The sequence below is a fragment of the Nitrincola lacisaponensis genome (assembly GCF_000691225.1).
Lineage (GTDB): Bacteria > Pseudomonadota > Gammaproteobacteria > Pseudomonadales > Balneatricaceae > Nitrincola > Nitrincola lacisaponensis.
This window is the reverse complement of the sequence record NZ_JMSZ01000016.1, coordinates 492,668-507,249: the sequence shown is the minus strand read 5'-3', so window position 1 is coordinate 507,249 and position 14,582 is coordinate 492,668. Positions and strand designations below refer to the sequence as shown.

General features: G+C 52.4%; 13 protein-coding genes. 7 read left to right on the top strand and 6 right to left on the bottom strand.

The features are described from left to right. Position 1 precedes the first annotated feature (1 nt). The gene (gene lptG, locus ADINL_RS05715; RefSeq protein WP_239644338.1) at positions 2-1,063 is read right to left on the bottom strand and encodes an LPS export ABC transporter permease LptG; all 1,062 of its coding nucleotides are present in this window, start codon (positions 1,061-1,063) and stop codon (positions 2-4) included. Continuing rightward, entirely contained in the window at positions 1,060-2,169 is a 1,110-nt protein-coding gene (gene lptF, locus ADINL_RS05710; RefSeq protein ID WP_051632589.1) for an LPS export ABC transporter permease LptF, read from the bottom strand. The genes lptG and lptF overlap by 4 nt, the downstream gene beginning before the upstream one ends. Positions 2,170-2,266: 97 nt before the next feature. Here lptF and ADINL_RS05705 point away from each other — a divergent pair, with 97 nt between their 5' ends. Both ADINL_RS05705 and ADINL_RS05700 read left to right on the top strand, forming a co-directional pair. Continuing rightward, entirely contained in the window at positions 2,267-3,796 is a 1,530-nt protein-coding gene (locus ADINL_RS05705; RefSeq protein ID WP_036544764.1) for a leucyl aminopeptidase, read from the top strand. Beyond that, positions 3,796-4,233, top strand: a complete 438-nt coding sequence (locus ADINL_RS05700; protein WP_036544762.1) for a DNA polymerase III subunit chi — start codon at positions 3,796-3,798, stop codon at positions 4,231-4,233. The genes ADINL_RS05705 and ADINL_RS05700 overlap by 1 nt, the downstream gene beginning before the upstream one ends. 17 nt (positions 4,234-4,250) lie before the next feature. Here the strand turns inward: ADINL_RS05700 and ADINL_RS05695 are convergent, their stop codons facing one another. Next, complete coding sequence (locus ADINL_RS05695) at positions 4,251-6,191, bottom strand: methyl-accepting chemotaxis protein (protein WP_036544760.1); 1,941 nt, start codon at positions 6,189-6,191, stop codon at positions 4,251-4,253. Between the two features lie 180 nt (positions 6,192-6,371). Between ADINL_RS05695 and ADINL_RS05690 the strand changes: the two genes are divergently transcribed. Next, positions 6,372-9,209: a valine--tRNA ligase gene (locus tag ADINL_RS05690; RefSeq protein ID WP_036544757.1), complete on the top strand. Its 2,838-nt coding sequence runs from the start codon at positions 6,372-6,374 to the stop codon at positions 9,207-9,209. Positions 9,210-9,315: 106 nt separating this feature from the next. Here the strand turns inward: ADINL_RS05690 and ADINL_RS16765 are convergent, their stop codons facing one another. After that, on the bottom strand, positions 9,316-9,447 hold the full coding sequence (locus tag ADINL_RS16765; RefSeq protein WP_275574401.1) for a hypothetical protein: 132 nt from the start codon (positions 9,445-9,447) through the stop codon (positions 9,316-9,318). Positions 9,448-9,637: 190 nt separating this feature from the next. Between ADINL_RS16765 and ADINL_RS05685 the strand changes: the two genes are divergently transcribed. Both ADINL_RS05685 and ADINL_RS05680 read left to right on the top strand, forming a co-directional pair. Beyond that, positions 9,638-9,838, top strand: a complete 201-nt coding sequence (locus ADINL_RS05685; protein WP_036544755.1) for a hypothetical protein — start codon at positions 9,638-9,640, stop codon at positions 9,836-9,838. 406 nt (positions 9,839-10,244) lie between these two features. Next, positions 10,245-10,505 (top strand): hypothetical protein, encoded by a 261-nt coding sequence (locus ADINL_RS05680; protein WP_036544753.1) that lies wholly within the window; start codon positions 10,245-10,247, stop codon positions 10,503-10,505. Between the two features lie 53 nt (positions 10,506-10,558). Here the strand turns inward: ADINL_RS05680 and pdxH are convergent, their stop codons facing one another. Further along, positions 10,559-11,212: a pyridoxamine 5'-phosphate oxidase gene (gene pdxH / locus ADINL_RS05675; protein WP_036544751.1), complete on the bottom strand. Its 654-nt coding sequence runs from the start codon at positions 11,210-11,212 to the stop codon at positions 10,559-10,561. Between the two features lie 100 nt (positions 11,213-11,312). Here pdxH and ADINL_RS05670 point away from each other — a divergent pair, with 100 nt between their 5' ends. After that, entirely contained in the window at positions 11,313-12,014 is a 702-nt protein-coding gene (locus tag ADINL_RS05670) for a hypothetical protein (RefSeq protein ID WP_036544749.1), read from the top strand. A gap of 10 nt (positions 12,015-12,024) precedes the next feature. Here the strand turns inward: ADINL_RS05670 and ADINL_RS05665 are convergent, their stop codons facing one another. Then, positions 12,025-13,011, bottom strand: coding sequence for a hypothetical protein (locus tag ADINL_RS05665; protein WP_036544746.1), 987 nt, complete (start codon positions 13,009-13,011; stop codon positions 12,025-12,027). A 144-nt stretch (positions 13,012-13,155) separates the two neighbouring features. On the opposite strand from ADINL_RS05665, the gene ADINL_RS05660 reads away from it, so the two are divergent. Then, the gene (locus tag ADINL_RS05660) at positions 13,156-14,529 is read left to right on the top strand and encodes a class II fumarate hydratase (protein WP_036544744.1); all 1,374 of its coding nucleotides are present in this window, start codon (positions 13,156-13,158) and stop codon (positions 14,527-14,529) included. The last annotated feature ends 53 nt before the right edge of the window (positions 14,530-14,582 follow it).

Here is a 14,582-nt window from a genome sequence, read left to right as displayed (position 1 = left end):
ATCAGCTTGCGCGGCGCAACAGATACCAGCCACCCAGGCAACACAGCAAAATCGGCAACAAGGTCGCCAGTAGTGGTGGAAAACCATACACACTACTGGCTGGTCCCAACAAATCCTGAGCAAACTTGAACACCAGACCCAATATCACTCCTGTGACGATTCGCTGACCGATCGGAACACTTCGCAGCGGGCCAAACACGAACGAAATACCCGCCAGCACCAGTGCCGCAATCGACAGAGGTTGCAGCAACTTGGCCCAGAATGCCAACAGGTACACATCCGCACTGACGCCCTGGCGTTGCAGATAGGCCGAATAATCCCATAAGCCGCTGATCGACAGATCCACTGGCTCAACCACTACGATTGACAGCAGTTCAGGGGTCAGTCCACTGTCCCAACGCTCTTCAGCCAGACTCGCTGCTTCAGTGTGAGCATCATGGATACGTGTTTCACGCACATTAGACAACGTCCAGGCACCCTGCTGATACTCGCCACGCCGGGCAAAGCTGCTGCGTTGCAACTGCAGATCGTCACCGAACTCGTAGCGGGTAACACCATGAATACGTTCACCACTTTCCACGGCATTAATGAAAATGAATGTATTACCTTCTTTGTGCCATACACCACTGGCCGAATAGGCTCCACCACCAGCCATGGCGACAGCACGCACACTCTGAGCACGCTGTTCCGTTACCGGTGCAATGAATTGCCCAAGCACCAGACCAAAGATGGCAATCAGCATCACCGGCTTGAACACCGTCAAAACAATACGCCCAGTCGACACACCGGCAGCCCGCATCACGGTTAACTCACTCTGAGATGCCATCATGCCAAGGCCTATCATCACGCCTACCAGAGTACCCAGCGGGATGTACTCATACAAACGACGCGGTAGTGTCCAGGTTACATAATGCACGGCACCGGTCAGAGTATAGTGATCATTCAGATTGCCGATCTGATCCAGAAAGGCGATCAATACATCCAGCCCCAAAATCACCAGCAGCACCGCCAGCACTGATTGAGCCACCTGCCGGAAGATATAACGCTCCAGTACACTCATCATGCAGCCACCCTCCGGGAGAACAGTCGCCGAACAATCATGATCACAAATCCGAAGGCCCGACGCCAAAGGTGACCCAGGTAGAGCAAATTCAGCGCCACAAAAATAAAGCCGACATGTACCAGCCACAGCGCCACCGGAGAAGTCCCTGACTCAACGTTAGAACGTGCAGTGGTCAAGAAAGCCATATAGGTCAGATACAGCAGAATAGAAGGAATCAGTTTGGCAAAACGCCCCTGACGCGGATTGGTATAGCTCAAGGGGACGGCCAACAGCGTTACAACCAACACCAGCGCAGGTAACGCCAAGCGCCAGTGCAAGGCTGCACGATCACGCTGATCGGTCGACTGAAGCAACATGGCCGTCGGCTTGGCATCAACCTCACGAATTTCAGCAGCCAGCTCAGGTTCATCCAACTGCACTCCGTACTCGCTATAACGAATACGGGTCACTTCAGCTTCGCCAGGGCGCCCATCAAACCGATAACCATTGAGCAAGACCAGAAAGCGCTGTCGTGCTTCCGGGTAGAGGCGTCGCTCTGCTGCTTCCGCAATCAGAATATTCGGGCGACCGTCATCCCCCCGGCGAGACAGAAATACTTGCTTGAGCTGTTCACCTGACAGGGCTTCTGCATAGGTAACCTGTCCAGATGACTGTGACAGAAAGCGCCCCGGCGTAACCAGCTCCAGTTCACTGCGGGCATCCTGAGCCGCCAGCAATTCATCCGCCTTTTGCAATCCAAGTGGCGACAGCCAGGCACTCAGCGACAGCACCAACAACGCCACGATCACTGCAGGTCCAAACGCAAACTTCAGCAGCCGGTTGTCACTGAACCCTGTGGCACGCAGCACCACCATTTCACTGTCCAGACACAAACGCCCATAGGCCAGTAGAATGCCCAAAAACAGCCCTAGTGGCAGGAGCAGTTCCAAAAAGCCTGGCATACGATACAGCAGCACCAAAAACACAGCACCAGCTTCCAGCTTGCCTGCAGCAGCATCAGACAGGTACTTGATCAGTCGAGCACTGGTAATGATCAGCATTAATACCGCTGTCACTGCCAGCGTACTGACCAGCACCTCACGAGTAAGATATCGAAATATTATCAACGCAGAATCCTGGTCACCAACATGGTTTCGAGGGATGGAAATGGTTTATAGTGACATTATTACTTAATCGCTTTTGAATGTCTTGTTTGGAGCCAACATGTTTTTTGAAATTCTCAGCGACGCAGCCGAAACCCTGTCTATCGAATGCCTGGTCGTAGGTATTGAAGCCGATGGCAAACTCAGCCCAACAGCCTCTCACCTGAACACGCTGACGCAGGGAGCAATACAGGACTTGATCGACTCAGGCGATCTCAGTGGTGCTGCAGGCGAGCAACAATTACTGCGCAACCTGCCGGGTCTGACAGCCCCCCGCCTGCTACTGATAGGCCTGGGAAAAACTGATGAACGTAAAGACCGTCATTACCGCAAACTGGTCAAAGGCATCAATCAGACGCTGGGCAAACTTAAACTCAAAAGCGTCGCTATCGCACTGGATGGCCTGGCGAGTGACCAGCCAGACCCTTACCGTCAAACCCGCTTGCTGACCGAGTGGACATCAGCTGACTTCTATCAGTATGACACGACCAAAAGCAAAAAAGCCGAGCCGACAACACTGGAGCAGTATGCAATTCTGCTACCAGAAGATGCCGCTGAGCTGGGAGAAAGCGCCCTGCTCGATGGTGTTGCAATCGCGAATGGTATCAACTCTGCTCGTGAGCTGGGCAATCTGCCGGGCAATATCTGCACGCCAACCTATCTGGCAGACAAAGCCAAGGCACTCGCCGAAGAGTTTGAAGCACTGAAGGTCAAGGTACTGGATGAAGAAAAGATGGAAAAGCTGGGCATGCACAGCCTGCTGTCCGTCGGCCGTGGCAGCGCACAGCCTTCCAAACTGATCATTATCGAATATCAGGGTGGTCAGAAAGATGATGCACCTCACGTCCTGGTCGGCAAAGGCATCACCTTCGACACGGGCGGCATCAGCCTGAAGCCTGGTGCGGCGATGGATGAAATGAAATTTGATATGTGCGGCGCAGCCAGCGTTATCGGCACGATCGAGGCCGTTGCAGAAATGCACCTGCCACTGAATCTGATTGCCGTTGTTGCTGCAGCTGAAAACATGCCGGGCAGTCAGGCCACTAAACCCGGCGATGTCGTTACCACGATGTCAGGTCAAACTGTAGAAATTTTGAACACCGATGCCGAAGGACGTCTGGTACTCTGTGATGCTCTGACCTATGTCGAACGCTTCAAGCCCGCCAGCGTCATAGATGTCGCCACCCTCACCGGTGCCTGTATTATTGCTCTGGGTCATCACGCCAGCGGCCTGCTGTCAAACAACGACACGCTGGCAGAAGCATTGCTGACCGCCGGTGATTATGCTGCTGATCGTGCCTGGCCACTGCCGCTCTGGGATGAATACCAGGAACTGCTGGATTCCAACTTTGCTGACATGGCAAACATTGGCGGACGCTCAGCTGGCACTATCACTGCGGCCTGCTTCCTGTCACGTTTCACCAAAGCCTATCCCTGGGCTCATCTGGATATTGCCGGTACTGCCTGGAACAGCAATGGCAAGGAAAAAGGTGCTACCGGACGCTGTGTTTCCCTGCTGTGTCAGTATTTGATCGATCAGGCAGAAACGCTGGATCTACCGGAATCAGCACATGAGCACAGCCACCACTGATGTCTCGACGCGCTGATTTTTATATTTTGCCTCAGGCAGATGAAGACAGTCGTTTGCGCTTCATCTGCAGAGTCTGTGAGAAAGCCCTGCAACAGCAACTGCAGGTGTTTATCCATACAGAGCATCCGATCCAGGCTGAACGCCTGGATCGGATGCTCTGGCAATACCCTGAAGACAGTTTTCTGCCACACCATCTTTTGGGAAACCAGCCTGCAGCTCCCATTAGTATCGGTCAAGGGTCGCAACTGCCGGAACACCGTCAGCTGTTCATCAACGCGGCGTCTCAACTGCCTGAAGCCGCCTTTGAATTTGACCGCATTGCAGAGATTGTCATTCAGGCGCCTGAGCTGCTGACCCACTCCAGGCAGAACTACACGCGCTGCCGGGAGCTGGGTTATACCATGCATCGAACCGATATGCGTACGTCGGGCCGCTAATACGGCCCGGCACTGACTTACACCCGAAAACGCCCCATCTCTTCGCGCAACTGCTCAGCCAGGCGTGACAGTGACGAAGTTGCCTCCGTCGACTCACCCACATGCAAAGCGGATTGATCCGCCACATCCTTGATCAAGTGGATATTCTGATTGATCTCCTTGGCGACAGCAGACTGCTGTTCCGTCGCCGTAGCGATATGTTGAATCATGTCATGCGCAGCACTGACACCCTCAAGGATATCCTGCAAAGCAGTTTTTGCCTGGTCAGCCAGTTCAAGGGTCTCATGGGTTTTATCGACGCTCAGATTGATCGCCTTGACGGCACCATCAGATCGAGCCTGCAGCTGATCAATTACCTGCTGTATCTCATTAGTTGACTCCTCAGTACGTCTGGCCAGTCCACGAACCTCATCTGCCACCACAGCAAAACCCCGGCCATTATCACCTGCCCGGGCAGCTTCAATGGATGCATTCAATGCCAGTAAGTTGGTCTGATTGGCAACATCACGAATCACCTGCAGCACCTGCCCAATCAGATCACTGTCTTGCTTCAGCTGAGTAATCACTTCCGCCGCTGCAGAAATATCCTGCGCCAGTGCCTGCATAGACCCTGCAGCTGAAGACACTACCCGACTGCCAGTAGTCGCCTGCTCACTGGCAGTCACAGTATGATCTGCCGCCAGTTGCGCATTACGCGCTACCTCTTCAACAGTTGCCGACATCTGATTAATCGCTGTAGCCGCATTGTCCAGCTGTGTCGATTGCTGGCGAACACCGGCATCCGTCTGCTGACTGATCTGGCTCAGCTCAGTGGCCGCCGACGCCAACGTTTCCGAGTTCACCTTGATACGCTCTATCGTGCCTCGCAGCTGTTGACGCATCTGTTCGATTGAACCCAGCAGGCTTTTTTCACCGCCTTTCGGCAGCTCAACCGGACGTGTCAAATCACCTTCAGCAACACCACCTACCACACTCGCTGCATAGTCAGGATCACCTCCAAGGGTACGGGTAACACGGCGAACAATCGCCAGACCAATGAACAGCGACAGCACCAGAATCACCAAGAGCACTAACAGCAAGATCCAGATGGTGCGATAAACCGGTGCCATGGCTTTATCTGCCTGCTGCTCCAGCACCAACCCCCAGCCCAACATCGGAATCGGTACGTAACTGCCCACGACAGGCACCCCGGCTGCATTTTCATAACGCCCTGCCCCAGCCTGCATGGCGGCGATTCCGCGTGCTGCTTCTGACGTAATCACCTGATCTGCACGCGCAACAGACGCTGTCGGCGTCAATGCCACACCTTCACTGTTAATCAGGAAAATATCGGTCGCCGGATCCTGATTCAATTCCCGAATACGCTCAATCAACGTATCCAGCGTCACGGCGCCTCGCATAACTCCGACAATCTGGCCTCGACGATACACGGGGGATGCGACTGTACTGACCTGATTACCGGTTGCTCGAGATATAACCGGTTGCGAAAACACATTCGCCCCGCCAACAGCCTGCTGGAACCAGGCTCGATCCGGTACATTGAATGCATAAGACTCATCAGTAGACAGAATACGCGCACGCTGCTGCTCATAGGAGATACCAGCAGCCCCGCGCCCTTCAGGCGTCACCAGAAAAATCGTATCGTAGTAACCCTGTGCATTGGCGATCTGCGCCATCAAGTGACTGACCGCCTGCACCTCGCCTTCTATCACCGGCTGCAAACTGGCGAGATAGAGCATTTCATCCTGACGCGCCAGCAGCCAGTCATTGAAGGACTGGGCATAGCGTTCCCCCTGCCCTTCCAGGGAGTGGATAATCACCTGAGTGTGTGAGCGGTAATACTGACTGAAAATAACCCCCGCAACGATCAGGACGGACAGGAGCACAATTCCCAGAATCATCAGAGAGAGTTTCTGACCAAACGAGAGGCCTGACTTTAAGCTGGACTGCTTTATCATTATTATTCTCCGGTAAACCACAGCTTTTATACGTTTTCAGCAATAACTATAGCCCACAACGCGCATACACACCTACACCCTCCAGTCTTCAATCGTTATAATGTCGGGTTTTCCGGAAGCACGGCAATCATCTGATTAGCTCTCCCTTCCCAGTCCCGAATGTAAATGACCGAGATGAGCATGGATAAGACCTATCAACCACATGAAATTGAACGCACCTGGTATGACAAATGGGAACAGAGCGGTTACTTCAAACCATCTGGTCAAGGTGATGCTTACAGCATCATGATCCCCCCTCCCAATGTCACCGGAAGTCTGCACATGGGTCATGCTTTCCAGGACACCATTATGGACAGCCTGATACGCCATCAGCGCATGCTGGGCAAAAACACCCTCTGGCAGGCAGGTACCGATCATGCCGGTATTGCCACGCAGATGCTGGTTGAACGCAAGGTTGCGGCGGAAGAAGGCAAAACCCGCCATGACCTCGGACGTGAAGCATTTATCGATAAAATCTGGGAATGGAAAGAAGAGTCCGGCGGAACGATTACCCGACAGCTGCGTCGTATGGGCGCCTCTCTGGACTGGAGCCGGGAACGCTTCACCATGGATGAAGGCTTCTACAAGGCTGTTCAGGAAGTCTTTATTCGTCTCTATGATGACAAACTGATCTACCGTGGCAAGCGTCTGGTGAACTGGGACTGTAAACTGCATACTGCCATTTCCGATCTGGAAGTTGAGAACAAGGATCAAAGCGGTCACCTCTGGCATTTCCGCTACCCATTAGCAGATGGCGCACTGACCGCTGAAGGCAAATCCTATATCGTAGTGGCCACTACACGCCCGGAAACCATGCTGGGTGATACTGCTGTTGCAGTCAATCCAAACGACCCGCGCTATACCAACCTGATTGGCCAGTTTGTCGAACTGCCGCTGGTTGGGCGCCGTATTCCGATTATTGCCGACGACTATGTTGATGCTGAGTTTGGCAGTGGCTGCGTCAAGATAACGCCTGCACATGACTTCAACGACTATGAAGTTGGCAAGCGTCACCAGTTGCCCATGATCAACATTCTGGATCCCAACGGTGCTATCCTGCCACGCGCTGAAGTGTTCAACAGCGACAGCAGCCTCAATACCGAACTGGACGACCGCCTGCCAGAAGCCTACCTGGGTCTGGATCGCTTTGATGCACGCAAGCTGATCATCAGCGAATTTGAAGCCGCCGGTTTACTGGAAAAAATCGAGGACCATGCCCTGAAGGTACCTTATGGCGATCGCTCCGGTGTAGTCATTGAACCACTGTTGACCGACCAATGGTTTGTTGCAGTCGCAGAGCTGGCAAAGCCTGCCATTGAAGCTGTCGAGAAAGGCGACATTCAGTTTGTGCCCAAGCAGTACGAAAACATGTACTTTGCCTGGATGCGCGACCTGCAGGACTGGTGTATCTCTCGCCAGCTATGGTGGGGGCATCGCATACCCGCCTGGTATGACGACTGCGGCAATGTGTATGTCGCGCGCAGCGAAGCCGAAGTGCGCGAAAAGTATCAGCTGAGTCATGATCTGCCATTGAAACAGGATGATGATGTTCTGGACACCTGGTTCTCATCCGGCCTCTGGACCTTCGGAACCCTGGGCTGGCCTGAAAACACCCCGGAGCTGAACACCTTCCACCCCAGCAGTGTACTGGTCACCGGTTTTGACATTATCTTCTTCTGGGTTGCCCGGATGATCATGTTCACCCTGAAGTTCACTGGGCAGGTACCCTTCAAGCACGTTTATGTGCACGGCCTGGTACGTGACCAGGACGGCCAGAAAATGTCGAAATCCAAGGGCAATGTACTTGACCCGCTGGACCTGATCGACGGTATTGAGCTGGAAACACTGGTGGCCAAGCGTACCGGCAACATGATGCAACCACAACTGGCCAAAAAAATTGAAGCCCAGACACGCAAACACTTCCCTGAAGGCATTGCAGCCTATGGTACCGATGCACTGCGCTTTACGTTTCTATCACTCGCATCCACCGGTCGCGACATCAAGTTTGATATGAACCGCATGGAAGGCTACCGTAACTTCTGCAACAAGTTATGGAACGCGGCTCGCTATGTATTGATGAACACCGAAGACCAGGACTGCGGCATTCAGAATGAAGCGGTAGAACTGACACTGGCTGATCGGTGGATCATCTCCAGACTGCAAGAGACAGAAGCCCAGATAGATAAGCACTTTGCTGAATATCGCTTCGATCTGCTTGCGAACACACTGTACGAATTTGTCTGGAACGAATATTGCGACTGGTATCTGGAGCTGTCAAAACCGGTACTCTGGGACGAATCCGCCCCAGCTGAACGTCTGCGCGGTACACGGCGCACACTGGTACGAGTACTGGAAGCCATTTTGCGACTGGCACATCCACTGATGCCATACATTACCGAAGAGATCTGGCAGCGTGTTGCACCACTGGCAGGCAAGCAGGGCGATACCCTGATGCTGCAGCCCTACCCACTGGCTGAGCCACACAAAATGGACCCTCAGGCCAATGCTGATATTGAATGGCTCAAGTCTGTGATGCTGGCGATCCGCAATATTCGCGGTGAAATGAATCTGGCGCCAGGCAAAGCCATCAACCTGCTGTTACGTAATGCCTCAACAGAAGACCAACGCCGCCTGAAAGAGACCCAGGTACTGCTCAACAAGCTGGCCAAGCTGGAGCAAATCGACCTGCTGGCTGAAGGCGCAGAGGCTCCCATGTCGGCAACCGCACTGGTAGGACAAATGGAGATACTGGTCCCCATGGCTGGCATCATCGACAAAGATGCGGAACTGGCGCGACTGCAAAAAGAGCTGGACAAGCTGAACAAGGAGATAGCACGCCTGGATGGCAAGCTTTCCAACGCAGGCTTTGTCAGCAAGGCACCAGCCGATGTGGTAGAAAAGGAACGTGCCAAGCTGAGTGAAATGCAATCAGCAGCTACACGCCTTCAGGAACAGTATCAGCGCATTGCGCATATCTGAGCCTGAATCTCAAAAATAAAAAACCTGCTGAGTCTGACATCAGCAGGTTTTTTATGAGGCACTGGAAACGATTAAAAAGCACCCATTCTGCACAACAGAGACAGGTTTATTTTTTCTGATCTTCATTCATCAGTGAGCGCATTTTCAGACCACCCCAAACCATTACGGCAGTAATCCCGATAATGCCAATCATGCTGGGCACCAGCACTTCCAAACTATGTACGTCTAATCCAAACATGTCATCACCTCTCAACGGTTAATTGAGACTAGATTACCCGCTTATTTATTAGGGAATATTGACCCAGCTCAACTTTTTTGCCGGTCGCATTCGGATGATCATTTTTGCCTGTTATGACTGGCACATCCCGGGGAATTAACACTAAACTCAGAATAGACCGTTAATTTCTCATGTAACTCAGGAGTACAACATGGCTAATCGATTTAATCGCTGGACAGCGGAAGAAGTGATCAAAATGAATGAAGAAACCTTCATGGTAGAAGTCCTGGATATGATCAAGTTTTCACCCGAGCTGGATGAAACAGATGCAGGGGTAGCCGCCACGCAGAAAAAGCTGGATGCCATTGAACAGCTGCTGCAAGCGCGCTTGAACGCCAAACAGTCCAACTGACACCATCTTATCGGGCGGCTGAATCAGCTGCCCGGTTCTGCACACCTCCCCCTTACACCTACCCCCTGCACACCTCGCATCCCTTTGCACATTCCGCCTGATACCAGACGTCATCATCGGATTCATCTTAAGATAAATCAAAAATAGTATTTTGATTTATCCATATCGATATTTTAATAGCCAAAACGTCTAAACCAACCTCTCAAATCAACCCAAAAAAACCAATACAAATCAATACCTTAAAAACCTCGCCAAAACACCTCATCCTTATTGGAAAATATTTAAAAACTTCTTTTTATTCAATAACTTAAACAGTATATTTTTGCAAAAAATGATTGCGAAACATCATTTCTAGATATATACTTGTCAATATAAGTAAACGATACATCTTAATGAGGATATGAAGATGCAAGAGAAGGAAATAAGATTACTTTTCAAGGCTGGGGTGTTTGAGTCCTGTCAGGCAATTCCGATTGCCATGTCACGCGGCTGGACGCTGAAATTCATTACTCGCGACAAGGAAGTACTGACATTGAACCTGCAACGCTCCAATACAGAACGTGAATTCAAGAGTCTGGATGGCGCAGCCGCAGTCGCCAAGCGGATCGGATTTGATTGGCTGAATGTACAGATCGGGGAGTTGCAGTGGCGGGAAAAGGTTTCCTGAACCGATACAGAGACCGGTTCAGGAACCTGAGTAACACAGGATTGAGAAGCGGATCAGGGTTGCAGGCGCTGAATCGTCCACTGACCACTGTCATTCAACTGGTAAATGAAGCGATCGTGCAGACGACTGGGGCGCCCCTGCCAGAACTCGAAACGCTGTGGGCGTAGCCGGTAGCCACCCCATTGAGGCGGGCAGGCAACATCACCCTCAGGGAACTGGGCACGTAATGCTTCAATTGCCGCTTCCAGTACGGCACGTGATTCAACAGGATGACTTTGGCAAGAAACAGCTGCGCTCAGACGACTCCCGGCAGGTCGCTGCTGAAAGTAGGCCTGGCCAGCTTCCGCTGGCAACTTTTCAACCTGACCACGAATTCGCACCTGTCGCGATTGTCCTGACCAGTAAAACAGGAGCTCAGCCTGAGGGTTCTGTGCCAAGTGCGCACCCTTCTCGCTCCGATAATCCGTAAACCAACTGAACCCTTGCGCATCATACTGTTTCAGCAACACAATACGTGCCGAAGGCATACCCTCCGTATCAGCAGTCGCCAACGTCATGGCAGTCGCTTCGTCCGCATAAGCATGCAACGCCTGCTCAAACCAGATACCGAACTGGTCGACCGGATTATCCTGCAGATCTTCGCGGTTCAGATCACCTACTACATATTCTCGTCTCAGGGAACTGAGATCGACTTTGTCTTGACTCATGCGCTGTCTCCGGTTGTTATAATGGGCATACTATAGCGAAAATGACTGCCCGGCCGATATGATCCGCCTCAGGGTTTGGTTCATAAAAAAGGATATTCACGTGCAACGAGCACAGGTATTACGAGTGTTGCTAATCGGTTTATTGTTGACCGGCTGTACTGGCCCCCAGCCGAGTGACCGTCCGTTCCGCATTCAAAATCTGGCCAAGACCGACATCGACATGGTCGCCGACGCACATGTTGAAGAAACGACGCGCTTGCTACGGGAGCTGACCGTAAAACTCTATCACCGCAATCCACGAGAATTACGCAAGGCTCCCAGCGGCACCACCATTGAGATGCGCTTGCAGCAGTTGTTTGACAAACCCCGCCAGCTCAGCCACCCGGAACTTTACTATCGCTATGGAGTAGATGCTGTTCCGCTGGCATTTGATGAAGCCTTTGACGGTGATCGGGTATTTGCACTGATGGTCGGTATCAGTGGCATGCTGCACGCGTCTTACCATTATCGTGATGAGTTCTTTATGCTCAGCGAGCTGGATCAACAACGCTTGCATGACAGCGCACGTAATCTCGAAATTATTGTCTGGCGCCTGAGCAACCGCAAAATGACCAACGGGGAGCTGTTCCTGCTCAGTAACGGCATCAGCCCGGACGGCGTTCAGAACCTGAGCTTTGAGCGCCTGTTCGGCAAGCTGATTGCCCATCAGGACATGATGGCCAGAATCATCTCGGATAAAACCAATCGTGGTATCAATAAAGCCGTCATCAGTGTCGCAACTGCCACACTGATTCCGATCTAAGACTGAACACTCAGGAGTTGATCCGGATTTCTGCAATTTTATGATTCTGGTCCAGCCGTAAAACCAGATCAGCGGTCTGTGGCATCTGCTCCAGCATCGCCCGCGTCAGACGCTCATAATGCTGAATGAAGCGCACAATCTGCTGCTCATTCATAATCCGTAAGTGGTCATTGGGCTGTTTCGGGTCCTGGATATACTGCACCCGCTCTGCCAGCTTTTTCTCCTGTAACGAACGCCACTCAAAAACTGCCTGCATACTGGGTACCTGAAGCATCAGCAACAGATCCAACCGTGCAAACAGATCTGCATAACGTCCCTTGAGCTGCTCATTGGCATAACGCCGCCAGATACCTTCCTCATCTTCATCCCGCTCCAGGGTATTAATCGGCTCCTGTAATGCCACATCAGGCTGCGGAGATGCTCCGACACACCATCCCTCCAGCACAATCACATCAGCACGACCTGTCCACTCCTGCCAGACATGATCCGGGCAACGATCATCAATCGACTTATCAAACACCGGAATACACGTGACCGTATCATCCTGTGCATTCAGCAAAGATTCCAGAATATCGATACCCAACTCCACATCATGCGTACCCGGCACTCCCCGAGTCAGCAACAACGGATGCACCTCACGTGCAAGCTCCGCACGCTTGGCCCGGGTTTTATAGAGATCATCAATTGAAAATCCAACCACTCTGAGACCAAACCCTTCGCTCAGAGTGACCTCCAGCAGATTGAACAGTGTAGACTTTCCGGCTCCCTGGGCACCGTTAATCCCCAGCACCAACGGCTGCTGCTTGAGACTTTGCTGCTGGGCAATCCAGGCGCCCATCGGTACATACAACTGCTCAACCATTTCACGGAACCCTATATCTACCCGCAGGTTTTCCAGCGCCGACGCAAAGGCTGCCTCAACCGCCGAGACTGCCGCCTGACGCTCCTGCCGGGTAAGACAAAGATGGGATTCCGGCCAGCTTGCCAGTATGCTCATAGACATTACTCTTTTTCATCAGTGGATAATCAGGCTGAAGCTTAACTGACACAGCTCAACTCTGCAGCTCCAGCCAGGTGATTTTTCTGGCAGTTCACTGTCCGCCCGGTATACTTAGGTCGAAACCGCTTAAGGAACAGAAACATGAAAGCCTACCGTATTGAACAAGACAGCATGGGGGATGTACAAGTCCCTGAAGAGGCTCTGTATGGTGCACAAACCCAACGGGCAGTGGATAACTTCAAGTTCAGTCCCTTGAAAATGCCGACGCCCTTCATCACGGCCCTGGCCCAGATCAAAGCCGCTGCAGCGCAGGCTAACGCAGAGCTTGGTGTGCTACCAAAGGAAAGCGCCCAGGCTATTGTCAAAGCCTGTGACAAGCTGCAGAAAGGCAACTATCGCAAAGCATTTCCTGTGGATGTTTTCCAGACAGGCTCAGGCACCAGCACCAATATGAACATCAACGAGGTGCTGGTTTCACTGGTCAGGCAAGATGCCGGACTGGAATTACACCCCAATGATCACATCAATCTCAGCCAGAGTTCGAATGATGTCATTCCTACGGCGATTCATCTGAGTGCGCTGCAGCAACTGGACAAATTATTGCTGCCAGCACTGGAGCACTTGAGAACCCGCTGCACACGCAAGGCAGTGGAAGTCTCTGAGATCATCAAAACCGGGCGCACTCACCTGATGGATGCAGTACCAATGCGTATGGAAGACGAGGTCCGCGCCTGGGGTAGTCAGGTACGTATGGCTGAAAGCCGTCTCGAATCTCTGCGGGGTGAACTGATGAAACTGCCTCAAGGTGGCACCGCTGTCGGAACAGGGCTGAATGCACCTCGTGGTTTTTCACGTCGTTTCTGTACTCATTTGAGCAATCTCACTACCTATCGACTGACACCGCCTGAAAGCCATTTTGCGGCCCAGGCGTGTCAGGATACCGCCCTGGCATTATCCGGTGAGCTCAAAACAGCTGCTACAGCCCTGCTGAAAATCGCTGAGGATCTGCGTTGGATGAATTCAGGCCCGTATGCCGGACTGGGTGAAATAACCCTGCCCGCACTACAGCCTGGCTCATCAATCATGCCAGGCAAAGTGAATCCGGTAATTCCGGAAGCCGTAATCATGGCTGTTGGCCAGATTACCGGCAACGACGCCAGTATTACCTTCTGTGCTCAACGCGGCCAGTTTCAGCTAAATACCGCCTTGCCATTGATCGCCTATAATTTGCTGCAAAGCATTACATTGCTGAGCCAGGCGGCGAAGGCTCTGGCAGACCAGGCAATTGCCGGCTTCAGTGTCAATGAATCACGCATTCAGGAAGCCTTACAGCGCAACCCGATACTGGTCACAGCATTGAATCCGGTGATAGGTTATGAACGTGCTGCAGAGATTGCCAAAGCCGCCTATGCATCCGGACGACCACTGATTGAAGTGGCCGCTGAAATGACCGAGCTGTCACCTGAAGCGCTGGAAAAGCTTCTCGATCCAGCACAGCTGGCAACGCAGGAGTAATACCAGGATTTGGCGACCAACGCGGCATTGGGTATACTGCTGCGCCTAACCGG

What these genes read in the sequence shown, in the direction of transcription:
- pdxH (WP_036544751.1), bottom strand. Translation starts at nt 11,212, where the DNA reads ATGAGTCAAGACAAAGTCGATCTCAGTTCCCTGAGACGAGAATATGTA.
- ADINL_RS05690 (WP_036544757.1), top strand. Translation starts at nt 6,372, where the DNA reads ATGGATAAGACCTATCAACCACATGAAATTGAACGCACCTGGTATGAC.
- ADINL_RS16765 (WP_275574401.1), bottom strand. Translation starts at nt 9,447, where the DNA reads ATGTTTGGATTAGACGTACATAGTTTGGAAGTGCTGGTGCCCAGCATG.
- ADINL_RS05680 (WP_036544753.1), top strand. Translation starts at nt 10,245, where the DNA reads ATGCAAGAGAAGGAAATAAGATTACTTTTCAAGGCTGGGGTGTTTGAG.
- ADINL_RS05665 (WP_036544746.1), bottom strand. Translation starts at nt 13,011, where the DNA reads ATGAGCATACTGGCAAGCTGGCCGGAATCCCATCTTTGTCTTACCCGG.
- ADINL_RS05705 (WP_036544764.1), top strand. Translation starts at nt 2,267, where the DNA reads ATGTTTTTTGAAATTCTCAGCGACGCAGCCGAAACCCTGTCTATCGAA.
- ADINL_RS05685 (WP_036544755.1), top strand. Translation starts at nt 9,638, where the DNA reads ATGGCTAATCGATTTAATCGCTGGACAGCGGAAGAAGTGATCAAAATG.
- ADINL_RS05660 (WP_036544744.1), top strand. Translation starts at nt 13,156, where the DNA reads ATGAAAGCCTACCGTATTGAACAAGACAGCATGGGGGATGTACAAGTC.
- ADINL_RS05695 (WP_036544760.1), bottom strand. Translation starts at nt 6,191, where the DNA reads ATGATAAAGCAGTCCAGCTTAAAGTCAGGCCTCTCGTTTGGTCAGAAA.
- lptG (WP_239644338.1), bottom strand. Translation starts at nt 1,063, where the DNA reads ATGATGAGTGTACTGGAGCGTTATATCTTCCGGCAGGTGGCTCAATCA.
- ADINL_RS05700 (WP_036544762.1), top strand. Translation starts at nt 3,796, where the DNA reads ATGTCTCGACGCGCTGATTTTTATATTTTGCCTCAGGCAGATGAAGAC.